This is a genomic window from Methylophaga marina (assembly GCF_030296755.1).
GTDB lineage: Bacteria > Pseudomonadota > Gammaproteobacteria > Nitrosococcales > Methylophagaceae > Methylophaga > Methylophaga marina.
The window spans coordinates 1,249,305-1,273,338 of sequence record NZ_AP027741.1 but is presented as its reverse complement, the minus strand read 5'-3'; the positions used below and the strand labels follow the sequence as shown (position 1 = coordinate 1,273,338).

25 protein-coding genes and 1 pseudogene are annotated in these 24,034 nt (G+C 43.5%); 8 read left to right on the top strand and 18 right to left on the bottom strand.

The window, feature by feature from the left end:
- Window positions 1-6 precede the first annotated feature (6 nt).
- The 12 genes from QUE24_RS06515 to QUE24_RS06460 all read right to left on the bottom strand — a co-directional run bounded on the left by QUE24_RS06515 (window position 7) and on the right by QUE24_RS06460 (window position 10,121).
- Window positions 7-576: an MxaK protein gene (locus tag QUE24_RS06515; RefSeq protein ID WP_286305801.1), complete on the bottom strand. Its 570-nt coding sequence runs from the start codon at window positions 574-576 to the stop codon at window positions 7-9.
- The gene (locus QUE24_RS06510) at window positions 573-1,553 is read right to left on the bottom strand and encodes a vWA domain-containing protein (protein WP_286305800.1); all 981 of its coding nucleotides are present in this window, start codon (window positions 1,551-1,553) and stop codon (window positions 573-575) included. The genes QUE24_RS06515 and QUE24_RS06510 overlap by 4 nt, the downstream gene beginning before the upstream one ends.
- Window positions 1,550-2,491, bottom strand: coding sequence for a hypothetical protein (locus QUE24_RS06505; RefSeq protein ID WP_286305799.1), 942 nt, complete (start codon window positions 2,489-2,491; stop codon window positions 1,550-1,552). Before QUE24_RS06505 ends, QUE24_RS06510 begins: the two co-directional genes overlap by 4 nt.
- An 8-nt stretch (window positions 2,492-2,499) precedes the next feature.
- Complete coding sequence (locus QUE24_RS06500; RefSeq protein ID WP_286305798.1) at window positions 2,500-3,306, bottom strand: DUF58 domain-containing protein; 807 nt, start codon at window positions 3,304-3,306, stop codon at window positions 2,500-2,502.
- Window positions 3,303-4,337 carry an AAA family ATPase gene (locus QUE24_RS06495; protein ID WP_286305797.1) on the bottom strand — a complete coding sequence of 345 codons (1,035 nt, stop codon included), beginning with the start codon at window positions 4,335-4,337 and terminating at the stop codon, window positions 3,303-3,305. The genes QUE24_RS06500 and QUE24_RS06495 overlap by 4 nt, the downstream gene beginning before the upstream one ends.
- 68 nt (window positions 4,338-4,405) lie before the next feature.
- Window positions 4,406-4,678 carry a methanol dehydrogenase gene (locus QUE24_RS06490; RefSeq protein ID WP_286305796.1) on the bottom strand — a complete coding sequence of 91 codons (273 nt, stop codon included), beginning with the start codon at window positions 4,676-4,678 and terminating at the stop codon, window positions 4,406-4,408.
- Between the two features lie 72 nt (window positions 4,679-4,750).
- Window positions 4,751-5,335 (bottom strand): cytochrome c(L), periplasmic, encoded by a 585-nt coding sequence (gene moxG, locus QUE24_RS06485; protein WP_286305795.1) that lies wholly within the window; start codon window positions 5,333-5,335, stop codon window positions 4,751-4,753.
- Window positions 5,336-5,380: 45 nt separating this feature from the next.
- Window positions 5,381-6,229, bottom strand: coding sequence for a methanol oxidation system protein MoxJ (gene moxJ, locus QUE24_RS06480; RefSeq protein ID WP_286305794.1), 849 nt, complete (start codon window positions 6,227-6,229; stop codon window positions 5,381-5,383).
- A 93-nt stretch (window positions 6,230-6,322) separates the two neighbouring features.
- Complete coding sequence (locus QUE24_RS06475) at window positions 6,323-6,982, bottom strand: outer membrane protein assembly factor BamB family protein (protein WP_286305793.1); 660 nt, start codon at window positions 6,980-6,982, stop codon at window positions 6,323-6,325.
- Window positions 6,983-7,023: 41 nt separating this feature from the next.
- A complete protein-coding gene (locus tag QUE24_RS06470) occupies window positions 7,024-8,205 on the bottom strand; it encodes an outer membrane protein assembly factor BamB family protein (protein ID WP_286305792.1) in 1,182 nt (393 codons plus the stop codon).
- Between the two features lie 275 nt (window positions 8,206-8,480).
- Entirely contained in the window at window positions 8,481-9,125 is a 645-nt protein-coding gene (locus QUE24_RS06465) for a response regulator transcription factor (RefSeq protein WP_286305791.1), read from the bottom strand.
- 9 nt (window positions 9,126-9,134) lie between these two features.
- Window positions 9,135-10,121 (bottom strand): sensor histidine kinase, encoded by a 987-nt coding sequence (locus QUE24_RS06460; RefSeq protein ID WP_286305790.1) that lies wholly within the window; start codon window positions 10,119-10,121, stop codon window positions 9,135-9,137.
- A gap of 197 nt (window positions 10,122-10,318) precedes the next feature.
- Between QUE24_RS06460 and QUE24_RS06455 the strand changes: the two genes are divergently transcribed.
- From QUE24_RS06455 to QUE24_RS06445, 3 genes are read left to right on the top strand one after another with little or no spacing between them, the layout of a single operon-like run.
- A complete protein-coding gene (locus QUE24_RS06455) occupies window positions 10,319-10,642 on the top strand; it encodes a hypothetical protein (protein WP_286305789.1) in 324 nt (107 codons plus the stop codon).
- A gap of 47 nt (window positions 10,643-10,689) precedes the next feature.
- Window positions 10,690-11,211 carry an SRPBCC family protein gene (locus tag QUE24_RS06450; RefSeq protein ID WP_286305788.1) on the top strand — a complete coding sequence of 174 codons (522 nt, stop codon included), beginning with the start codon at window positions 10,690-10,692 and terminating at the stop codon, window positions 11,209-11,211.
- Complete coding sequence (locus tag QUE24_RS06445) at window positions 11,212-12,159, top strand: YncE family protein (protein WP_286305787.1); 948 nt, start codon at window positions 11,212-11,214, stop codon at window positions 12,157-12,159.
- Here the strand turns inward: QUE24_RS06445 and QUE24_RS06440 are convergent.
- The 5 genes from QUE24_RS06440 to QUE24_RS06420 all read right to left on the bottom strand — a co-directional run bounded on the left by QUE24_RS06440 (window position 12,156) and on the right by QUE24_RS06420 (window position 18,716).
- Window positions 12,156-14,573 carry a sensor domain-containing protein gene (locus QUE24_RS06440; protein ID WP_286305786.1) on the bottom strand — a complete coding sequence of 806 codons (2,418 nt, stop codon included), beginning with the start codon at window positions 14,571-14,573 and terminating at the stop codon, window positions 12,156-12,158. The genes QUE24_RS06445 and QUE24_RS06440 overlap by 4 nt on opposite strands.
- 119 nt (window positions 14,574-14,692) lie before the next feature.
- The gene (locus QUE24_RS06435) at window positions 14,693-16,375 is read right to left on the bottom strand and encodes an ABC transporter substrate-binding protein (RefSeq protein WP_286305785.1); all 1,683 of its coding nucleotides are present in this window, start codon (window positions 16,373-16,375) and stop codon (window positions 14,693-14,695) included.
- Between the two features lie 308 nt (window positions 16,376-16,683).
- Window positions 16,684-17,154 carry a tRNA (uridine(34)/cytosine(34)/5-carboxymethylaminomethyluridine(34)-2'-O)-methyltransferase TrmL gene (gene trmL / locus QUE24_RS06430; protein ID WP_286305784.1) on the bottom strand — a complete coding sequence of 157 codons (471 nt, stop codon included), beginning with the start codon at window positions 17,152-17,154 and terminating at the stop codon, window positions 16,684-16,686.
- A 6-nt stretch (window positions 17,155-17,160) separates the two neighbouring features.
- Window positions 17,161-18,480 (bottom strand): lytic transglycosylase, encoded by a 1,320-nt coding sequence (locus QUE24_RS06425; RefSeq protein ID WP_286305783.1) that lies wholly within the window; start codon window positions 18,478-18,480, stop codon window positions 17,161-17,163.
- Window positions 18,477-18,716 (bottom strand): outer membrane protein assembly factor BamD, encoded by a 240-nt coding sequence (locus QUE24_RS06420; RefSeq protein ID WP_286305782.1) that lies wholly within the window; start codon window positions 18,714-18,716, stop codon window positions 18,477-18,479. Before QUE24_RS06420 ends, QUE24_RS06425 begins: the two co-directional genes overlap by 4 nt.
- A 104-nt stretch (window positions 18,717-18,820) precedes the next feature.
- On the opposite strand from QUE24_RS06420, the gene QUE24_RS06415 reads away from it, so the two are divergent.
- From QUE24_RS06415 to QUE24_RS06390, 5 genes and pseudogenes are all read left to right on the top strand, one after another.
- Complete coding sequence (locus QUE24_RS06415; protein ID WP_286305781.1) at window positions 18,821-19,618, top strand: DUF432 domain-containing protein; 798 nt, start codon at window positions 18,821-18,823, stop codon at window positions 19,616-19,618.
- 18 nt (window positions 19,619-19,636) lie between these two features.
- On the top strand, window positions 19,637-20,491 hold the full coding sequence (locus tag QUE24_RS06410; protein WP_286305780.1) for a mechanosensitive ion channel family protein: 855 nt from the start codon (window positions 19,637-19,639) through the stop codon (window positions 20,489-20,491).
- Window positions 20,492-20,598: 107 nt separating this feature from the next.
- Window positions 20,599-21,398 (top strand): annotated as a pseudogene (locus QUE24_RS06400) (DUF2797 domain-containing protein).
- Window positions 21,399-22,421 carry a quinone-dependent dihydroorotate dehydrogenase gene (locus tag QUE24_RS06395; RefSeq protein WP_286305778.1) on the top strand — a complete coding sequence of 341 codons (1,023 nt, stop codon included), beginning with the start codon at window positions 21,399-21,401 and terminating at the stop codon, window positions 22,419-22,421.
- Between the two features lies 1 nt (window position 22,422).
- Entirely contained in the window at window positions 22,423-23,247 is an 825-nt protein-coding gene (locus QUE24_RS06390; protein ID WP_286305777.1) for a mechanosensitive ion channel family protein, read from the top strand.
- On the opposite strand, the gene gloB is transcribed toward QUE24_RS06390, so the two are convergent.
- The gene (gene gloB, locus QUE24_RS06385) at window positions 23,244-24,014 is read right to left on the bottom strand and encodes a hydroxyacylglutathione hydrolase (protein WP_286305776.1); all 771 of its coding nucleotides are present in this window, start codon (window positions 24,012-24,014) and stop codon (window positions 23,244-23,246) included. The genes QUE24_RS06390 and gloB overlap by 4 nt on opposite strands.
- Window positions 24,015-24,034: the final 20 nt, after the last annotated feature.

The window sequence follows — 24,034 nt, the reverse complement described above, 5'->3', positions numbered from 1 at the left end:
AACAACCTAAGGCAAACCTAGGGGGAAGCCAGGCATGGCTGACCATAATTCTTCGGAGCTTTCTTGTGCTTCACCTGACTCTTGTAAATCACCAAGAGGTAAATCACGAGAAAGTCGCTGCGCTGCTTCATAGTTGTATTTTGCTGCCCAGAACTCAGGATCATTTTTTAATGCTGATTTATAGAGATCTTTAGCAACATCGGCCAGTGCTGTGGCACGATCAATTCCCATCTTCTCTGCTGTCTCAATCGCCTGCTCTAGATAGAGATTCCCCATATTGTAATAAACCAGTTTCAGCATGGCAGGAGAGCTCATACGTTCGGCTTTACCATAGGCATCAACCGCGTCTTCAAACATGCCTCGCTGTTGCAAATGATGGGCATAGGCAAACTGTAATTCAGGCTCTGTCAGATCAATTTCATTCATCTCTACCAAGCGAGGAGACTGTAAAAGTTGTATGGCCTCGTTAATCTCTTTTTGATGCTGTCTTTCCAATATTTGCAGACTCAGTAAACTGAGAAAAATTAAACTAATGACCAGCATAAGATGTTGTATATAACGACGACGCAACATCATGAGCGTTTCTCCAAAAATTTCACTGCAACGAGAAGTAATACAAAAAATAAGGCAAAGCCATAACACCAAGCTGCCAGACTTTGTTTTGGTAGTTTTTCCTGATAAATCAAAGGTAAACTTTCCAATTCATCCAGCTCTGCAATGGCAGCCTGAAGTGATTCGGCGGTATCGACTTCATATGCGTGATAGGACACAGATAACGTATTGAAAAACTTATGTAAATGGCGTTCAGGCATGACTCTGGGATTATCATCACGATGTGATTTTGGCTCGGTAAAGATGCCTTGTCCGTTTTCTGTACGTAAAAAGAACCAATACAAGCTGACTCGATAACGTTCAAACCATTCCCTTAGGGTTTTCTGGGCTCGATGATCTAACGTTGCCGCCCCATCAGAGACTAAGACAATCACGCGAGAGCCAGTATGGGGTTGGTCTTTAAAGTAGCTTAGCCCCATTCCAAGGCCCTTAGCGACGTTGGTAAACGCTAATCCAGGTGTTTCCAGACTATTGATTGCGGCCTGAATCGCGCTTTTATGTTCAGTTAATGGGCTGATATAAAAAGGCTGTGTACTAAAACCGGCTACCCCAAACAAATCATGTGGACGACGATTAACAAATTCCGATAATAAACGTCTGGCAGCCTGAGCTTTTGACTGCTCATTTTCATCAGGTGTCTGACCACCAAAGGTCTCATTCATGCTGGCACTTCGATCCAGCACAAACACAATATGTGCCCCTTTTCCTGTTCGTGTCACCGTTTGCTCTAGGCTTTGTAAACCCGCAAGTCCAATAATGACTGACGCTATAGCAAAAGCGGCAGAGAGCTTTATTAAGCGATTTAGCCAGATAGTGAGTGGATTCAGCTTGATCAGCTGTCTGCTGGGCGTCGCATGCCGGTCAAACAAACTGTTAAAAAAAGGTAATAAGCTGAGTGGCAATAAAACCAGCAGCCAGGGCAGATGAAAAGCAAGATTCATGAGTTACTCTGCACGACTTTATCAGCGGCCGCGAGTCTGTCGCATAGACGGATACAATCCATCAAGATAGTGGGTTTAGCTTCTTTATCAAAGAAAAAAACGCTTCTTGATTGCTGAAAGAAATCTTCAATTTGCCCACGACTTTCATTAAATTGTGGGTGTCGATGAATAAAGTCATCAATTTGTGAGGCAAACAAGGTCTGTTTGGCCCGCGTATTCAACGCATCATGCATGGCTTGCATGCCCTGTTGCACCTGTTCAGACGTTATATTTTTTTGGCGTTTGATGCGTTTGATTTGACGCTTAGCCTTGTGAAAAGGTGAAGTACTCAACTTGGGTAATAACCCTGCGAGCGCTGCCCAGATAAGCAAAGCTATCACAGATAAACTGGCATAAATGATGATGGGCGATTGATAGCGTGAAAGTGAATGCGTTCTGGGGGCGATATCGGGCTTCATAAAACCATGACTACCATCATCATTACCCACACCACTTGAAACAACTTCTTTTATTGGCGACATAGTGAAGTACCATTCGGGTAGTGATATTTCAAACCGTTGATTTGAATTGTCAGTGAATACTAACTGTTGTTCAGGAATAAGTAGTTTACGGACATCAAGTGGCGCGTAAAAAGTTTGATAGCGAAGGGTAAGATGATAGAGCTTTTTTGCTCCCCGTTGATCGGAGGTCATATCGACGCTATTCAAATCAAGCCAGTAGGTTAATTCACCCTCAACGGGAAGAGATGAGGGTGACAGAGAATACGCTGTATCGATAGCGATCAGATATTGATGTTCAATGATATCGCCAACCACCAAGCCGTAACTTCGTCCTTGATCCATTTTGATAAGTTGGCCTGGAATATGAGGCTTTGCAGAGCAGATAGCAGAAAGCAGAAATAAGCCTAAAAGCAGTGAAATGGTGTTAAAAAACTTCATAATGGTTCCTACTGCATCGAAAAGTATCGACTCATTTGTCTGGCATCATAGTGATCAATCAACCAAAAGGGATGTTGATTAAATCGACGAAACTGTTGTGTGAGATAGGTTTTACGATCGTCATATTGCTGCTGAATTTTTTGTTTTTGATCGCGGGTGATAAATACTAGAGAACTGGCTCCTGTTTCAAGATCAGTCAACTCGACAAATCGCCATAATGGAAAGTCGAGAAATTCTTTGGATTGCCATAACACCATAGGCACCACCAAATGGGCTGACAATACAGTCAGCAATGACTGCAATTGTGTTTCCGGCCAGTGAAAATCAGAGACTAAAAATACCAGTGCCGGCTTGCCAGGCAAGATCGGAAAAACTTGTTGAGTGGCTTCAGCCTGATTAGACTCGGGCTGGAGGTTAGTTAATTCTGTGGTCAGAGCATCCGCATCACCCAGCTTAATCAGTTTTTCTTTGAGCAGATAACATGAAAAACGGTCATTAGCGGCCTCGACAGAGGCTTTGGTGCTCTCATACACGTGATGCATTAAGGTCGCTTTCTCGCCATAAAGCATCGAGGATGAGCCATCGATAAGTAATATCACATCGATTTTGCTGCGTTGTCGGTAACTTTTGACATGCAGGGACTCAAACGGATCAGTCAGGCTGGCATTTAAATCCAAACGTGACGTATCTGGTTCATCTAAAAATAATGATTTCTTATAGAAATCCGATCCTGTACCACGCTGCCGGCTTTTATGAGAGCCCAGCATCAAGCCACTGATCAAGCCAGTGGTTTTGTAATCAAAGGTTTGATTCATGGCGATTGAATGGTATTCAACGCTGCCGTGATAAGTGATTCAACAATATCATCACGGTTATAGTCATAGACAGGGTTCAGGAATAATCGATGTTTGGCTATCTGCCGGATGATCATATGGAAATCTTCTGGCAAAAGCGCATCACGCCCATTCAGCCAAGCATTAACTTTGGCTCCACGAGCCAGATAACTAATACCGCGTGGTCCCATACCACCACGGATCATATTGTTGGTATCCACATCGGTGATTTGAATGCCATATTCAGCCGGTTCACGCAGAGCGCGGCAAAGATGATAGCCATAGTCCTGCACTTTTTCACTGGTGTGAACATGCTCTTGAATGGCAACCGCAATATCATTCAACTGCTGAAACGGTACGACTGCTTTATCAGCAGAGTCAACCAGTTTGTCAGCATCATGAAAACGAGGATTGAACATCAGATCTTTCAGTTGTGTTTCTGACTTTGGCTGCTCGACATGCAGTTCCATCATAAAACGGTCACGTGCCGCTGCAGGCAGCTCAAAGGTTTCATCTTTTTCAATACGATTACGGTCAGCAAACACCTGCAAATGAGGGAAATAGTGTGTTTGGTTAAATGCATGCACGCTGCGTTCAGCCATGATTCTTAATAATAAAGAGTGGACTTGTGGCCGTGCTCGGTTAATCTCATTGAAAAAGAAGATAGAGAGTTCATCGCCATGTTTCAGAACCGGTCCTGAACTCACGCCTGGTTTACCATTTTCGGCAATATAGGTGTAGTAAACGAGATCGTGCGGCATCAGATCGATGGTGCCTTCAATCCGTTCAAAGTTACCACCCAGACATTCGGCTACCGTTTTCAATAAGGTCGTTTTACCGACACCGACATCACCTTCAAGCAGGATATGCCCTCTGGACAGGGTGGCAATGGTCATTAATCTGACAATGTGTTCCTGACCGAGAATCGTGTTATTGATGCTGGTTTCCATCTGACGAATAAGCGCATGCCAATCTGACATCGCTATCGTTGATGTATTTGATAGCTGGTTCATAGTGGTTTCACATGGAAGAAAAAGAAAAGACCGGCCCAAGAATAAGGCCGGTCTGCTTCAGTAACGGATTAATAAACCCATTTACCTGTTTTTTTGAACTGTTCAACACGTTCAGCATTGCGTTTTTCCATAGCTTTTAACGCAGCATCTTGTTTGTTCAGTTCTTTTTCACTGTGTTTAGGATCGTACTTAGAACCTTTGATTTTATCTGGGAATCCAGGCTTAGCTTCCCAGCAATCGCCAGGTGCTTTACATTTAGTACCATCATAAGCCATAACTGCACTGGCGCCTGATAACATCATCAGGGCTGAACAAGTCACAGCGATTGTTTTTAGTTTCATATTTCTCTCCTTATTTTTGCGACGACATAATGAATTGGCATGCTGCCACTATGACAACATGCCACCCATTAATTAATGATGAGTTTTATTAAAGTTATCCATAGCTTCTTTGAAGTCTTCTGGCACTTCTGCTGGTTCAAAGTTAGCTTTCTGCTCTTCAGTTAACCACTCAGCTTTATCTGCAGAACCCCAGTAAACACTTCTTACCCAGGCCATGATGTGTAAGATTTCATCTTTAGTGAGGTTGTTATATTGCGGTCCCATCATGCTGCGGGCACCGCCATAAATGGTTTCAAACAAGCCTTTATCATGAGCATTTTTAGGGTAGGTGTAATAATCATCACCTAATGCTGGACCTAATTTGCCTTCAGCATGATGTCCATGACAGCCTGAACATGCAGTCATAAATAAGCTTTCACCAGACTTGATGGCTTCTTCATCTGTGTTGTAGAGGTTTTCACCTGTATTAAGAAAATGCTCAACAGCTTCTGTCTTTTCACCTTTCTTGCCAAAAGATAAGTCCAGGACATCACCTGTGACTGTATTTCTGAAAACCAATTGAGATTGAGCGACAGGAATCATTGCCACGGAGAGTACCGAGACAGTAAGTAAAGCGATTCCTCGAATCTTCTTTGGCAAAAATGTTTTGTTAGTCATGATTTAAAAAATTTCCTGTAGTAACAAAAAGTATTTTTATTAGAGTTATAAGAGTGGGATGCCTTCATCTTTCAATACGGCTTTGATCTTAGGATCAGCTTTATGCAGGGCTGTATTGATTTCTTTCAACAGTTCTTTATCGTCACTGCGTACGGCGATAGCTTGTTCAAACTGTTGTCTTACACCTTCTCCGTCGTGGGTCGGTGCAATTTCTTCAGATACCACCATCTTTAGTGGAACCGAGGCTGATTTCACATAACGGGCGGCTTCTGGTGCCCAGATGTGAGCAATATCGGCTTTACCTGACACCACTTCTGATATCAGTAAATCGGGTGCGTAACGTACATACTGGTTACGGCGTGACTTAAAACCGATTAGGGACATGGTGTAGTTAAAGTTGCCTTCATACTTATCAATTTCACGCAGCATCACTTCGGAAGGGCTGCCTGGAACGATGGCAAATTTAGACATATCTTTTAATGCTGGGCTTTGCCAGTTTTCAATATCCAAACCTTTGTCTGCTGGATAAATAAAGGCATAGCCAGACTTGTAGTATGGGTCACTGGTCGCGACACGAGGATCACCTTTGTCTACGCCCATGACAACATCACATTGATTTTTAAGCAGCTTTTCTGTCACAAGAAAAATGGCTGCTCTATCGGACCAGACGAACTCTAGTTCCCGATCCATGGTATCCGCTAGAATTTTTGCCAGTTCATTCTCAAAGCCTTCCTGCTGCTTATTTGAGTAGGGCAATTCATCACTGGCCGCACACACTTTAAGGGTGCTGGTATTGGCTTGTGCATTAAAGGCTAAGCCACTGCCTAATATGAGTGCCAAAAATGAAGGTAACATACGACCTGATTTGGCTTTTTTCACGCTTCGTTTCATCATGTTGGTCTCTTTGATGGAGGCCAGCAACCAACTGGTTGCTGGCCAGGTTTCTAACGAAATAAGTCTTAAGTTATTTGACGAGTAAGCCTTTGCTTACATGCCGTATTCACCTAAGCTCACATCGTCATATGGGCTCTTACCATCAAGTGCGAAGACCATGACACCACCACCCATTTGAGTGTTTTTCGCCAGTTCTTTAAAGGCACCTACTGCACCTAAACCAGCTGATGGGTCATTCAGGTCAAACACAAGACCAACCGCAGGCCAACCACCTACACCATAGTTGATAGCAACGTATTGTGTACCTTCATGGGTGTATGTCATTGGGTGACCAATTGCGCCTGATGGAAGTTTAAATTTCCACAACAACTTACCGTTGTCAGCATCACGCGCTTTGATAAAGCCATCCAGTGTTCCGTAGAATACCAGTCCACCTTCGGTCGCCATTGTGCCGCCCCAAACAGAGAATTTCTCCATTTTTTCCCAAGCGAAGTCACCAGTAATCGCGTTGTAGGCTTTAACTTGGCCTGAACCGATACCGTTTTGACGATCACCTTTAGGACCAGGGTATGTCCATACGTTGGCACCAACGAAGAACTGACCTGCACGGTATGGAAGCATGAATGGTTCCCAATCCATACATAGGTGGTTAATACCTAAGTAGAACAGTTCGCGTTTAGGATCATAAGAATCGAAACCCTGATTATGGAAGCCCATCGCTGAAGGACATACATCACGTGAACGGTGTCCCATGCGTGTGCCATATTCAGGGTCACGAATTGGTAGACCTGTTTCTAGGTCAACTTTTTCACCCAGTTGGCCGTGTCATCCATTTTGTTGGCAGAGACTAAGTCACCCGTTTCACGATCCAGTGTGTAGACGATACCGTTACGATCAGGGTGAGTCAGCAGTTTACGCATTTTGCCGTTTTTGTCTTTTTGCTCAGAGAGCATCATGACGTTAACGCCGGCGTAATCCCACTCATCATGAGGTGTTTTTTGGTAACCGAATTTAGCTAAACCCGTTTCCAGATCACGACCCCAAATAGTCATTGTCCATTTGTTATCACCTGGACGCATAGTTTCGTTCCATGGAGCAGGGTTACCTGAACCATAATAGAACATGTCTAAATCTGGATCATAAGCGTACCAACCCCAGTTAGTACCACCACCGATTTTCCATGCGTTATCTTCCCAGGTAGATGTACCTAGACCTTTTTGACCATAATGAGGGTTATGTTTGTTGAAGTCTTTATCCAGACCCACATCTGCGTCAGGACCAGTCGCATACCAACGCCATACCATTTCACCAGTATGAATATCGTAAGCAGTGACATAACCACGAACACCTAATTCCGCACCAGAAGAACCTTGGATAACCAGGTCTTTAGCAACGAATGGTGCTGCAGTTTCTGTTTGGCCTACGCTGATGTCACCGTTTTCTACTTTCCAGTATTCTTCACCTGTTTCAGCATTTAACGCGACAACGTGACCATCCAGTAAGCTCTTAACGATCATGGCTGGTGCTTTGTCATCACCTGGCCAGTAAGCTAAACCACGGTTTACAACGTCACAACATGCCACAGCACGAGCTGCAGGATCTTGTTTTGGTTTGTGTTCCCATTTGATCACACCTGGTTCATCCAGATCGATAGCAAAGGTGTTATTTGGGAATGGTGTATGAATGAACATTGTGCCATCTACAACAAGCGGCGCACCTTCGTGACCGTTGAGTACACCTGTTGAGAATGACCATGATGGACGTAGTTTTTTAACGTTATCTTTATTAATTTGTTTGGCAGTACTGTAGTGGGTGCCTGAGAAGTCTTTCCCTTGCATTACCCAGTTTTCATTGCTTTTTGACAGTTCTACTAACTTATCATTTGCAACTGACATGCTTGACATCAATCCGAGTGCGGATGAGACAGCAAGCGCAGTACCGATTTTTGACCACCGGCTATGATGCATTTCTCTCATATATCCTCCTATTTGTTTTGAGAGTCAGTCAATGCTGACTTTGTGTATCAGCTGTAAAAAAAGCACGGCTGAGCACAAAGCTCATCTTCTTATCTTTGCTGTGATAGGGGATAGAGAGCGACACCTAAAAGGGTCAGGGAAGTTATCCTTAATTCGGCGGTGAGGCTTTGATGCTATTTATGAATAATTATATTTAACAATGGTTTATAAATATTTTGTTGCTTTCTCAGGGAGTGATGTGAAGAAAGTTTATGAACTTTTTCACTAGCCAAATTTTAATTAGGCGGTGTAGTAATCAACCCCGTTTTTTGAGCCAGAAAAATAATCTCAGCTAAATTATTGGTGCCTAGTTTTCGCATCATATTTGTTTTGTAGTTGGATACGGTTTTGGGTGCCAAGGCCAGGTTATCTGCCATTTCATTGATACTTTTGCCCTCAGCGACCATACGAAATACAGCAAATTCCTGGTGCGATAAGGAGTGTACTTTTTGATCAGCATGAATCAACTTTTCCATGGCGATGGAGCGAGCAATCTCGGTACTGAGATAATGACCACGGTTTGCAATGGTTTTTACTGCCTCAATTAACACAGAAGAAGGACAGGATTTCGTGATATAGCCTCGTGCGCCCATATCCATTGCCCGCATAGCCAGAGTTGAGTCATCATGCATTGTGCAGACAAGAATTTTAGCTTGTGGGTCTCGTGCGATAATACGCCTGATACATTCGAGGCCACCGGCGCCAGGCATACTGATATCGATAATGCAGACATCAGGCTTATGTGTCACATAAAGACGGTAGCCCTCTTCAGAGTTACTGGCCTGATCAATCACATGAAATCCTGATGAATTTAATAAATGCTGGTAACCATCACGCAAAATGGCATGGTCATCAATTAGTAAGATAGTAGTTTTAGACATAATAATTACTCAAACAATGGGGTCATAAGGAAGCGTAATAGTTAACGTGGTTCCCTGTGGTTGACGTGTTGATATATAAAACTCGCCACTTAATGCTTCGCAACGTTCTCGAATACTTACAAGCCCAAGTCCGGATTGGTTCTCTATGTTTGTATCCATACCTAGCCCGTCATCTTCCAGTCTAAGCTGAATACACATATGCTCAGGTTCACGAAACTGGTGTAAGTAAATAAACACATTTTCTGCATTGGCATGTCGACTAATATTACTCAACCCTTCCTGCAGAGCTCGATATAAGGTCAAAGCAATAGGTTTAGGGAGCTCATCATCATGTACATTCAAAGAGATGTTGTCAGTGCCAGAAAAGGATTGTCTCCATTCTGATAACAGTTCACGAATAGCACCTTTAAGACCAATGCTATCGAGGCTGGGTGGCTTGAGGTGGCGTAGCTTATTGCGTGTAATAGAGCGTAATACCGTGGTGCTGTCCATCACGGACTCGAGAATGGATGTAAGATTTGAGTTGTTTGTCTGGTTTAGAGCGACAGTCAGGTTGGCATCCATTGCAGCAAGATGTTGACCAAAGATGTCATGAAGTTCAGAGGCTAAGTGATCACGTTCAGACTCTCTAACCAACGTGATTCGTTGTACCAGTGACTGTTTTTCGTTAAGCAGCTGTCGGATTTTTTTATTGTTATGCGTAAGCTCAGCCTGCATGGCCAAGTTATGTCTCAATGCTTGTGATAATTCAGATATTCGCCGTTTACTGAACCAGATGAGCCCGGCACAGAAAACCAACAACACAAAAATTATCTCATCAAGTTGATATAACTCGCCTAATGCTGTCCAGTTGATATAGCGCTCAGCCAAATCGAAATATGAGGCCAGAAGGTAAGTAGCCAAAGAGAGTGCTGTAACCCAGACAATGTCATGTCTGATACGTTTGGGTTGCTCATTGTCACTGGTGCGGTCGAGCTGTCGCTGCAGGCCATCCATATTTCGAGTTCATTAACAATTAAAAGCAAAATTATGAAGGACTGAAATAGATTAACCCATAGGCAGATATACGATGGGGAGCAAATCACGCAGACATAGATGAAAAGGTCCTGCTGAAATACGAGGACATGTCTCTAACGGTATTGGCACAATGCTCAGTAGGATGGTCGAGTTTTCTATTCACTTTGAGGAAGAACATGAAACTCTTGCCATTACTCCTGTCTTTACTACTTTTTATTCCAGGTATCAGCCATGCTGCTGATGCTACCCTGCAAAAACCTTACGAGGAAATGGCCTTCCTCAAACACTTCACAGGTAAAACCCCAGAATTTATCAAAGCGGAGTTAGGTGAACCTGATTCTATTTCTAAAAGAGAAAACTCCAGCGGCAAGATCGAGTTTTGGATTTATCACGATCTCGTGCAGCAGGCTCACTCAGACAAAATTTATCGTTATACCCAATTCGGCATTGTAAACGGTCATGTTGAGACACTTGGTCATACCAACCGCGATCCGAAATAACGTTCTACATTACAAGTCAGCACTTCAATTTTAAAGAGGAATTTTTAATGAAATTATGGGCAACCGCCTTCATGGCAAGTCAATTATTCGTCACTAGTCTTGCTCTCGCTCATGGGCCAACACCGCAGAAAATTGATGAAAAAATGGTGATCGATGCACCGGTTGAGACAGTTTGGAAGAAAGTGTCAGACTTTAACGCCATAGCAGATTGGCACCCCATGGTTGAGTCAGTCACATCACCTGAAGAAGGAACACGAGTACTTAAGATAAAAGGCAAAGGTGAAATTACTGATAGCCTAGATGAAAAAGATGATGCTAAACATTATATGAGTTATCGCTTGCTGGAGGAGAATATCGAAGCATTTCCAGTCAGCTTTTATACCGTCAGCATTGAACTCACGGAAGCGGATAAAGGTACTGAAATGAGCTGGAAGGGGCGTTTCTATCGTGCTGACACAGGTAACTTCCCACCTGAACAGTACAATGATGAATCGGCAGTTAAAGCCATGGAAGCCTTTGCTAAAACCGGTATGGGCAGCTTAAAAGAATCTCTTGAAGGAAAGAAATAAGTGAGGCTGCGTTTAGGTCTCTCATTGAGTTTATTGCTAGTGGCCATGCCACTAGCAGCTCAACATGCTTATATCAGTAGTCAGGCTGCCAATAAAATTACCGTTTTAGATATTGATACACAAAAAATAACAGCCACGGTAGATGTCACTACCGGACCTGTAGGTGTTTCATTGGATAATAAGCGGCATGAATTATTTGTCACGCACCCTGAGCAAGGGTTGGTGACAATGATCGATACCAAAGATAACAAGAAGTTAGCTGAAATTAATACGGGTGGGCAACCTTTTGCCATTGCGGTCGACCCTTCTGATAAGCATCAGGTATTTGTTTCAGACTGGCATCGTAATGCTGTTGTGGTCATTAATCCTGAAACGAAGCTAGTGGTTGATCTCTTGTCAGTGGGTAAGAATCCTGCTGGTTTAGCACTAGATAATGCAACTCGACGTATCTTTGTGGCTAACCGCAATAGTGATACTTTAACGGTCCTTGATGCTGATACGCCGCGCCAATATGCTGAGGTGAAGACTGGAAAAGCGCCTTATGCCGTCGCTGTGAGTCCTGATAGCAAACAGATATTTGTCACAGCCATCCAGGATAATACCATCACAGTCATTGATGGTGAGAGCTATGAGGTGGTGAAAACGCTGAAAGCAGGCACTGCGCCATATGGTGTTGCGGTCACACCGGATAACCAGTGGTTATTTGTGGCTAACCAAGGTACGAATGATGTTTGGGTGTTTGATACTGAAACATTAGAAATGGTCACAAAAATCAAAGTAGGCGAAATGCCGGAAACAGTCGCTTTTTCAGATGACAGCCAGTATGCCTATGTAACGAATTGGTTCAGCAATACCTTATCGGTGATTGATATTAAACAACAGCAAGTCGTCCAACATTTGCCGATGCCTGACGGCCCAAGAAGTCTTGGTCGTTTTATCGGTGATTAATGACTTTGTTTTTTTGCATTCAAGAGTGATTGAATGATTCCAAAATGAGATTTTAATTCAGTAATACCAGTATCGTTGACGCGGTGCTGGTTTTCCTGAAACTGGTATTTGAGGCTGTTTGCATTGTGATAGAGCTCGGTATAAGCCAGTTTCATTGATTCTATCCAGACTTTATCAAACAGGTTCTGTTTCTTAGCTTGTTCCAGCCATAGACCAAAGTGACACTTTTTATGGTTCATTAAAGGCCAGTGCTCAATTTTGTCTGAGGTCGATTGCAGATTGCTGACAACCCGATTAAGCCAATAATTTATTTGCAAATCCATCAACTCAAGTAGTGTTTGTTCAGCGTCAAGTTTTCTCTCGGCCAAATCTATCCAGCGTACATTCGGCTGATAAGTGCTAATCCATTGATTACAGTCATCCGCTGACATGGGATAGGCAATGCCATATCCTTGAGCCAAATCACAGCCCATGGCTAGTAACATCAAGCCATGCTCCGTTGTCTCTACTCCTTCAGCAATGACTTGGTGATGGAAGGCATCTGTGAGGCCGATAACACCATCAATGATGGTGTAGTCATTGGGGTCATCAATGAGATCACGGACAAAACTCTGATCGATTTTAACGGTGTCGACAGGCAGATGACGTAGATGTGTTAAAGAGGAATAACCAGTACCAAAATCATCCAAGGAAATTTTGAGGCCTAGGGTATGACGACAGGTCTTAATAATTGAGGAGATATTGTTGATGTCTGTCAAAACACTGCTTTCCAAAATCTCTAACTGGATCATATAAGAGGGCACATTCGGATACCTGGCAAGCACACGATCCAGATGGTCAAAAAAGCCATTCCATTGCAAGTGTCGTGATGAAATATTAATACTCATTTCAAGCGACCAGCCACGTTGAATCCAGTCATCAAGTTGCTTGATAGCGTGTTCAATTACCCAGTTGCCGATATTAATTTCCAATGGGCTACCTTCCGTAGCAGGCAAAAATGCCCCCGGCATGATTAAACCTTGCTCAGGATGCTGCCAGCGAATCAATGCCTCAGCACCAATAATTTCACCTGTACGCATATTCACTTTTGGCTGATAGAACAAGACCAGCTGATCGGATATAAGCGCATCTTCGATTGATTTAAATTGATTCTGCTTTTCGGAAATTTGCTCGTCTTGCTGCATATCAAACATATGATGACGCTGACGACCTGAGACTTTGGCTTGATACATGGCCTGATCGGCATGACGCAATAAGGTGTCAGCATCGGCATCATCGAGAGGGTATAATGTTACACCAATACTGGCGCTACAGCTGATACTGTTGTCATCGATGATGTAAGGGAGCTCGATGGCATTTCTTATACGGTTGATGAGCGTTTCACAGTGATCAGCGCTGCTTACGTCGTTCAACAATAAGGCGAACTCATCGCCACCAAGACGCGAGGCGGTATCGTCTTGTCTGATACATGACTGGATACGGGCTGAGACCTCAATCAGTAACTGGTCACCTGCTTCATGACCATAGGTATCATTGACCGGTTTGAAACCATCCAAATCCAGAAAAACAACAGCTAATAAACTGTTATTACGATTGCTGTGTGCAATTGCCTGTTTGAACCTGTCAGCAAATAGGGTGCGGTTAGGCAGTTGAGTTAACACATCATAATGCGCCATCATTTCCAGTGCATGTTGTTGCTCTTTGCTCTGGGTGATGTCTGAAAACATGCCGAGATAATGCAACGTTTCGCCAAAATCATCGACTAATGTTGATATCGTTAATAGTTCAGCATAGATCTGACCATCTTTGCGCTTGTTCCAGATTTCTCCTTGCCAGTGACCTTGATGACGAAGCTCTTGCCACATCTCTTCAAAATACAAAGCATCATGTTTATCTGAACGTAATATTGATGGATTCTGATGTAGAACATCTTCGCGGCTGTAGCCTGTGATCTCTGAAAACGCCGGGTTAACGTCGACTATTAATCCATCAGCGTCGGTGATTAATATACCTTCATGCGCCTGGGTAAATACCCGTCCTGACAGTTTGAGTTTTTCTTCAGCACGTTTACGTTCTGTAATATCGTAGAGAATAATCAATGTATCAGGGATGGCATCACTACTGACTTTTCGTGCGTTAGCAATAACAGCCCGGCGTTGACCATCCATACAAACTAGGTCTGTTTCGATAGATTCGAAGTTGAAAGATACGTATTGCTTGTGTGTGGAAATGTTGGCCTGCTGAATAAAACGTTCACGTGTTTCTTGTTTAGGAAAGGTCCTCAATAACCAATCATCCAATGTCGGGATATCAGTCTGAGTAAAACCAAATGACTGAATAAAGGCCTGATTGATATAAGTCACCTTACCTTGATTATCAATAATAATTTCTGGCACAGGTGAGGTATTGAGCACATCACTTAACCGACTTTCACTTTCCTGAAGAGCACGGCGGGACTGTCGCAGACGATGAATCCAGTAGCCAAATAATAAGAATAACAGCAGGATACCAACGCCGAATTGTATTAATGTTTTTAATTGAGGGCCGGGAGTGACTTTGATGCCCAGCCATTGTGATTCAATTTCTTTTTTTCTTTTTCAGAGAGCTGTCCCAGCACTTTATTGATGATACTCAATAACTCAGGTTGGTTTTCGACGACACCCATCCGGTAGACGGCACGTGCTTGTGTTTGTCCAGCAAATTGAAGGTTTATCAGATCATTGTTTTTAATTTGATAGTTGGCATAGGCTGCATCACCAATATAAGCATCAGCCTCACCCCGAGCCACTTTTTCCAATGCCTGTCTGGGCGTGTCGGTAAACAGTAAGGTAATTTCTGGGTAGTCATCACTCAATAAGGTATTACTGAAATTACCTTTTTCAATGGCAACCGTTTTACCTGCCAGGTTTTTCAGTGCGCCAACATAACCGTTGATATCTGTGTTAATGATGACGACGGGATTTTGAATATAAGGATCGGTAAAGTTGAGGTATTGTTCTCGCTCTGGCGTCTCATTTAAGCATGCCAACATGTCAAGTTCATTTTGCTGAGCCATAGTCATCAACTCATCCCAGCTATGGTCGGAAATGATGTCAAATCTAACGCCGAGTCTTTCTTCAAGCAGGTTAATATATTCAGCTGCAATACCGACATATTCACCATCATCATTCACCCACTCGTAAGGAGCGAAGTTTTTATCTACACCGACTTTAATCACCGGATGTGCCTGCAACCAGGCTTGTTCCGCTTCTGTCAGTGATAAGGTTGTACTAGGTTGGTGTATGAAGTGGTTGAGCGCCTTTTCAGAAAGTGCGGGCGTAACACCCAGTTGAGTATAAATATCAGCAATGCGTTTAAGGCGAGGTGTTTCGATGCTTCCGAGGGGGATTAATTCAGGTAAGATCAACTTCTTTGTTTCTCTTGCTTCAAACCGTAGTCGAGATAGACTCTGCTCTGCACCGTATTTTTCTTTGATGATATGAATCATTTCCTCACTGTGCTCAAGCGCATACTGCCAGCCTTTCAGTGATGCTTTGAGCATGCGTTGTGCACGGCCAGGGTAGTTTTTCAGCTCATCATCGCTGGTAAATAAAATATCACCATAGAAATCAAACCCGTAGTTACGCGGATTGATGATGTTGATGGGAAACTTTTTCTGTAAAAACGCATAGGGCTGATCGGTGATATAGCCTGAAATGACATCGACTTCATCATTAAGCAGACTGTTTATACTCATTTGTTGAGGGATAATATTGATATCTTTGAGTTGAATGCCGGCATCATTCAATAAGGTCCTCAAGATGGCATCGTTACCGCTGGTACCATCAAACATGACGCGTTTACCCACCATTTCATATGGGCTGACAATGCCGGACTCGGCTTGGCTCATAAAGACTAAAGCATCATGCTGAAAGATAGCAGCTAATGCTTTTATTGGAGAACCATTCGCATATTGAGACAAAATACCGATACCACCGATGCCATAATCAGCTTTGTCATTGACGACTTCATCAACGACGTTTAACTCAGACTGACGAGGTCGTAGCTCAACGTCCAAACCTTGTTCTTTATAAAAGCCTTTTTCTACGGCAGCAATATAACCAGCAAACTGAAATTGATATTTCCATTTCAGTTGCAAGCTTACTTTTTCTAACGCCAGGTCATCGTCTGTCTGAGTAACTTGGGCATGAATTGTGACTGAAAAGCTCAGTAGCAAACTAAGAATGCATGCACAAAAAAATTGATAGCCTGTCATTGGTAGCAATCTAAATCCGTGGTGAGGTTAGGTGAAGTACATAAAAAAAATGATTGATACATCATGGTTATTTACCTTCCATAGCGCATAACACATAACTGAAGTTTTATTGAATGGTGAATAATAACCCAACTGAGCCAAACAAGCTTAGCGCTATTAGCACTAAACAAGCATGATACTCACCTATCCGTAAAAGGGTGAATCATAGAGTAGATGCGAAAATAGGACATTGAACTGGCTCAGGTTTTGAACACATTTATGGCCAATGATCAGAACCGTTTTGCTCCGGCAAAGTCGAGCTGTTCCCATGCCTGGTATAAGATGATGGCCGTCGCATTAGACAGGTTCAAACTTCGGCTATCAGGAAGCATTGGAATGCGTATTTTCTGACTGTCTTGTACTTGATTCAAAACATTATCAGGTAAGCCGCGCGACTCAGGACCAAATAACAAAATGTCTTCATCGATGTAGCTGACTTGATGGTGATGTTGTGTCGCTTTTGTGGTGCAGGCAAAAATTCGTCTGCTGTCGCTCCATGCTATGAATTCATCAAAGTTTTTATGGACGGTGACATGAGCAAATTCATGATAATCCAGACCGGCACGCCGTAAACGTTTATCATCAATCACAAAACCAAGTGGTTCTATCAGGTGAAGACTGGCGCCAGCGTTGGCGCATAAACGAATAATATTGCCCGTGTTGGGTGGAATCTCGGGCTCGTAGAGAGCAACGTGCAGCACTGTGAATCAGGTTTCGTCTATATACAGTTTCAAATTCTGGCCAGGCTGTAATGTTGAACGATCACTTAAACCATTCCACTCTTTCACATCAGCCACACTGACATTGAACTTGCGTGATATTGCCCAGAGAGAGTCGCCATTTTTGATGGTATAGTTAACTGACTTTCTAATATCTTCAGCAGTTGTAGTGATAACGAGTTTTTGACCTGCATGCAGAATATCTCTGGCGGACTTTTTATTCTGTTTAGTCAGAGATTGCACATCGGTATTGTTTTTCCGTGCGATATCCCACCAAGTGTCACCGGCTTTAACAATGTAAGTCGTTTTTTTGGTTTTAGCTGCTGACAGATTCCGTTGTGCTTTTTTCAACGCTAGCTGGCTGACATCATGCGATGCCACTGGGATAAGTAAGTTTTTGCCTGCCCTAATTTGTGTGCTACCCAGCTTGTTGGCTTGTTTAATCACTTCAACAGTTGTGTCATAGTTGCTGGCAATGACACTGAGTGATTCACCGCGTTTGATTTCATGGCGAGCCCATTGCACACGCTGTGATGCTGGTGTTTTAGCCAGAGCTGCCTTAAATGTGGGGATTTTTTCCAGCGGCAGTACTAACTTATGATCGCCATGTGGGGCGGTTGCCCAGCGATTAAATGCTGGATTGAGTTGATGCATTTGTTTTTCAGTGATACCAGCCAGCTTGGCTGCCATGGCTAGATCGATTTGTGAGCCAACATTAACTTGCCCAAAGAAAGGCTTGTTATCGATTGGGCTAAGTTCTAGCTCATAGCGTTCAGGATATTTCACCATATGGCTGACGGCCATTAAGCGAGGTACATAGGCCGAGGTTTCTCTTGGTAGATCCAGTGACCAGAAATCAGTCGGCTTACCTTGTTCCTGATTCTTCTTAATAGCGCGGCCAACGGTACCTTCACCGCAGTTATAGGCTGCGAGAGCAAGCTGCCAGTCACCGAAATCATTATGCAGTTTTTCAAGATAATTGAGGGCGGCCTGTGTTGACTTAACAACATCACGTCTGCCGTCATACCACCAATTTTGTTCCAAGCCGTAAACCTGTCCGGTACCGGGGATAAACTGCCATAAACCGGATGCATGACTAGGTGAGTAAGCCATCGGCTTAAAACCGCTTTCCACGACAGGTAACAACGCAACCTCCATAGGCATGTTGCGTTTGTTGACTTCTTCAACAATGTGATAGAGATAAGGTCTGGCTCGTTCTACCACTCGGCCGACATAGTCCTGATGATCAATGAACCAGCGAAGTTGACGCTCGGTATCTGGTTCTAAGGTTTTGTAATCAGAAATCACGAAGCCATCGCGAATGCGATCCCAGACGTCAGTGGGTGCTTGAGGGGGAGGGTGATGGGGGGATTTTCTGAGGAGAGTGGGTTTTCAGTGTCGTCTAAGGATTCGTTGTAGGCTTGTTCCCAAGGCGTATGTTTCAGTTTTTGTTTTGCCTTAGAATAAGTAACTGACGGAGTCGTTGACGCTTCCGCGCCTTTTTCCGGTGTACTGCTACATGAAGCGACAAGTAGGGTAATCACCGAAACGAGCGCTATTTTTATCATATTTCGAGTAAACATCTGCGCTATTATAAGGAAGGATTTTCGACCTGTCTCCGAATAATTTATATAAGTTGTTATTTACCATGGTTGGACGACAAAATAGGTGGTGGGGTGATTTCGGTTTTCCCCAGCAAACTCAATGGGTTATGCGGTGTGCGGATGTGTGTCTGGAAATGCATTCTGCTCCACATCAATGGTGGTTGGGCTACGAGTGGCAGCATACGACTGAGCAAATTGAACCGTCGCTAAAAAATGAAACCAGTACATTTGAATCACCACCCAAACATGAACATCGTTTTGTGTTTGCAGAACTCCCCGAAAGGGTCGCGATTAAACCAGCCTTAGCGGATCGCCCTGTTGTTTGTCGGCCTGATGTATCTGTGAGTTTATTGCCGTTCCAAGAGGTCACTTTGTTTGTGTGTCTTCCGCTCTGGTTGAAGATTGCTTCTACTTCTTCTGAGCAGACTTTATTAGATATTCCGACAGTGAAGGTATGTGATTCATGGTTTGGCCCGAATACGCGTGAAGGCGTTTTAAGTTATGCCTCACAGGTCAGTGAGCAATTAGATGTGAAGCCCATTGCCAATAATAAGGCGAGAGCGGCAATAGAAGTACGCATTCAAAATCAGTCGGATCAAATGTTAACACTCGATAAAATTAGTGTGCCTGCTCCCAACTTGAGTCTATATGTGGATAAGCAGGGACAGTTCTGGACACAACGGATTACACTGGTTAGACGAAATCTGGATGATGCCATATTGAGCTTGGATGACGTCATCAGTGGTGGATTACCATTGAGTGCGCTGGAGCTGGTATGTGCAGCCAGAGAGGACATTGGACGCAGTAAAATTACCAAAGCTATTTCAGCTTTATTTGGTTAAGAACTCAGGCGAGTAAGAATGACAGAATGGATTAACAATATCGATGCAGCATGGTTTATGTCTGTATTTGAAGCCCTGATTTATTTTATCGTCGGTCTTATTTTGGCAAAGATGGCCAGCCGGGCTGTACGTCAGTGGAGTAAAAATCGTTTTGATACGCACCAACAGCTTTTAATGGCTCGCGTGGCCTCATATTTGATTCTGTTGGTATTTGTTGTCATGGGGCTGAATGCCATCGGCTTTAATTTGGGGGTACTGATTGGCGCTGCTGGTGTATTGTCAGTCGCCATAGGGTTTGCTTCACAAACATCAGCATCGAATATCATCAGCGGATTATTTTTAGTCGCTGAACGACCTTTTTCTGTTGGTGATCTCATCAAGGTGGGAGAGACTACAGGAGAAGTGCTGTCCATAGATCTGTTGTCAGTAAAACTTCGCACATTTGATAATTTGTTTGTACGAATACCTAATGAAACACTGATTAAATCTGAAGTCACGACGCTGACGCGTTTTCCCATCAGACGGATTGATTTAAGCATCGCCGTGGCTTTAAAAGAAGATATTAAAGCTGTCAGAAAAGTGCTGGAAAAAGTGGCAGAGGCAAATCCCTTATGTCTTGATGAGCCTAAACCGAAGTTTGTGTTTCTTGGTTTTGGTGATTCTTCGCTGAATATGCAGTTTTCGGTATGGGTGAAACGAGAAAGTTTTATCGAGCTAAAAAACAGTATCCATGAAGAAATTAAAGAAGCGTTTGATGCTGAGTCAATAGAAATTCCTTTCCCACACCGCTCCTTATATACCGGCTCCGTGACCGAACCATTTCCGATTCGCCTGGTTTCTGATGCTGACTCAAAACCAGAGAACAAAGATTAAGATATAGCGAACCTGTTGGCGGGTGCCTATCTGCGATAAGATGCCTAGAAAAAAACTTCAGATTAAAGGGAAACTCAGTGACAAAGCTTAGTGGACAATTGTCCAAAATGCAGGTCAGTCTGACTGATAATACAAAAGCTAACTACGCTATGAGGCTCGATGAGCAATTGTTGCCTCTGAACCAAATCATTGGACAGCCGATTTCATTACATTATCAAGGGGAGATTCACTGTCAGGCTTGTAATCGTTTAACGAAAAAAGCTTCAGTGGTGGTTTTTGTTTTCCCTGTTCACAAAAGCTAGCACAGTGTGATCTGTGTTTTATGAAGCCAGAGCTTTGCCACTATGAACAAGGCACGTGCCGCGAGCCTGAGTGGGGTGAAGCGGTATGTATGCAGGATCATATTGTTTATCTCGCCAATAGTTCGGGGCTAAAAGTGGGTATCACCCGTATTAATCAAATTCCGACACGTTGGATTGATCAGGGTGCGACTCAAGCTGTGCCGATTTTTCGGGTGAAAAGTCGCTATCAATCGGGCCTGGTTGAGGTGATGTTTAAACAGCATGTCTCTGACCGGACAGATTGGCGGAAAATGTTGAAAGGTGAGGCTGAACCACTTGATCTGGCAGCTGAAAGAGATCGACTCTTAGCCCTGTGTGAAAGTGAGGTATCTGAGTTACAACAGCAGTTTGGTGAATCTGCCATTCAGGTTTTAACGGCCGAGAATGTGCAGACAATTGAATACCCAGTGAACACCTATCCCAATAAAGTCAGTTCGTTTAATTTTGACAAAACAGCACATGTTGAAGGACGACTGGAAGGCATTAAAGGCCAGTATCTGATTTTGGATAAGGGTGTTATCAATCTCCGCAAGTTCAGCGGTTATCAAATCGAAGTGGAGGTATAAATGATTTATCGCATGATGAGAGACCTGATGTTTCGTCTGGATGCTGAAAAAGCGCATCACCTAGGATTAGTGGGACTTGATTGCTTGGAAATGAGCGGACTGTCGTGGCTGATGACACGAAACATACACATGAAACCCGTACGGGTGATGGGACTGACCTTTCCCAATGCAGTTGGACTGGCCGCGGGGCTTGATAAAAATGGTGATCACATTGAAGCCATGTCCGCTCTGGGGTTTGGATTTGTTGAAATCGGTACAGTGACACCCAGACCACAGCCAGGCAACCCGAAACCGCGATTATTCCGTATTCCAGAAGCTCAAGGCATCATTAATCGCATGGGCTTTAATAATCTGGGCGTTGATCATCTTATTGAGCAAGTTCAAGCGGCGGATACCAACACCTTAATCGGCATAAATATTGGCAAAAATTTTGATACGCCAGTTGAAAAGGCCGTAGATGATTACCTGATAGGACTGAATAAGGTCTATCCACATGCTGATTATGTCACTATCAATATTTCTTCCCCCAATACTCCGGGTTTACGCACACTTCAGTTTGGCGAGTCCTTGGATACATTATTAGCTGAGTTAAAAAAGGCGCAGTCAGAGCTTGCACAGCAGCATGGAAAATATGTACCGATGGCAGTGAAAGTTGCGCCGGATCTGACGACAGATGAAGTTTCACAGCTAGCTGAAGCATTCAATAAACATAAAATCGATGCTGTTATTGCGACCAATACAACGATGGATCGTGATGCTGTGGCCGGACTCGATAATGCGGAAGAAGCAGGTGGTTTAAGTGGCGCGCCTGTATATGAAAAATCAACAGAGATAGTCAAACTTTTCAGAGAAGCATTGGATGATGACTTGCCTATCATCGCCGCGGGTGGAATCATGTCTGCTGAACAGGCGTTAGCCAAGTTGGATGCAGGTGCATCACTAGTACAAATTTATAGTGGCCTTATTTACCTTGGCCCCAAGTTAATTCGTGAAGTAATTCAATCCATATCAAAGAGGAACTAACATGGAAACTGCAACGGGAAGCATAGTCGTATTTTGGCTTATCAATATTCTCTATGCCGCGATCATTGTTTTTGTCGGTCGAATCGTGGTCAAGTGGCTGGTGAAGATGTCACGCAAATTAATGGTAAGAGCAAACCTTGACCCTATTCTGATTAATTTCTTCAGTACCATTGCCAATGCCATTTTATTGTTATTTGTATTGATAGCAGCGCTCGATCAATTGGGTGTGGATACCACCTCGATGATCGCCGTGCTGGGTGCGGCCGGTTTAGCTGTTGGCCTGGCTTTGAAAGATTCATTACAAAACTTTGCTGCCGGCGTGATGCTGATTTTATTCAGACCTTTCAAAATTGGTGATTTTGTTGAAGCGGGTGGTACCGCAGGTGTGATTGAGTCAATTACGATTTTTAACACAATTATGAAAACAGGTGATAACCGTGAAGTTATCGTGCCGAATGGTCTAATTTATGACGATACTATTACCAACTATTCAGCCAAAGACACCCGACGTATCGATATGGTCTTTGGTATTGGTTATGACGATGATCTGCTCAAAGCCAAACAATTACTGACCGATATCGTGACCGGGCATGAGAAAGTGATGGCCGATCCTGCCCCTGTTATTCGGGTATCAGAATTAGGTGATAGCAGTGTGAATTTTGATGTCCGTCCATGGGTGGCAGCTGCTGATTACTGGCCAGTACGTTCGGAATTAATTGAAACCATAAAACTCGCGTTCGATGAAAATGGTATCTCCATTCCTTACCCACAAATGGACATCCATTTTAATAACCTTGATAAAGAACAAGACGATAAAGCTGCTTAAAACTCGTCTTTCCATGCTCTTAATGAGCTAAAGACAGCTTGGCTATCTGGAAGAGGGTGACCGGAAAATTTTTCGGTCGCCTTTTTTATTCTGTCTACATCACAACGAAGAAACGGGTTGGTTGCCAGCTCATCCTGCATTAATGAAGGTACAGTGGCCTGTTTTTTCTGACGCATTGTTACAGTTTGTTCAAAGCGTTGCTGCAGTTGTTTATTTTCTGGCTCTACTGTTTTAGCAAAACGTAGGTTAGCTAGTGTGTATTCATGAGCGCAATAGATGGTTGTTGTGGGAGGTAAGCTTGCCAATAGATTCAGTGAGGCATGCAATTGTTCTGCGGTACCACCCAATAATCGTCCGCATCCTGCAGCAAACAATGTATCACCACAAAACAGCTTGCCTTCGGCTAAATAGCTGATGTGGCCAGGCGTGTGGCCTGGTGTATTCAGCACAGTGAAGATAGGAAAGTCGGGATCAACAGCGATGGGTTCTCTGCCTGATTGCGGGTGAGTTACCCCTTTAATGGTCTCATTTAGCGGACCATAAACCGGAAGAGCCGCGGCTTTTGTTAACTCAGCAATGCCTGCAGTATGATCGGCATGGTGATGTGTGATGAAGATGGCAATCAGTTCCAGATCGTGGGATTTTAATGTGTTCAGAACGGGAGTTGCATCACCAGGATCAACCACAATTGCTTTATTTGTGCCTTGCGCCTGGATTAGCCAGATATAATTGTCATCAAATGCGGGAATTCGGTGCACCTTCAGCATGATTTCTCCTTAATGGGCTC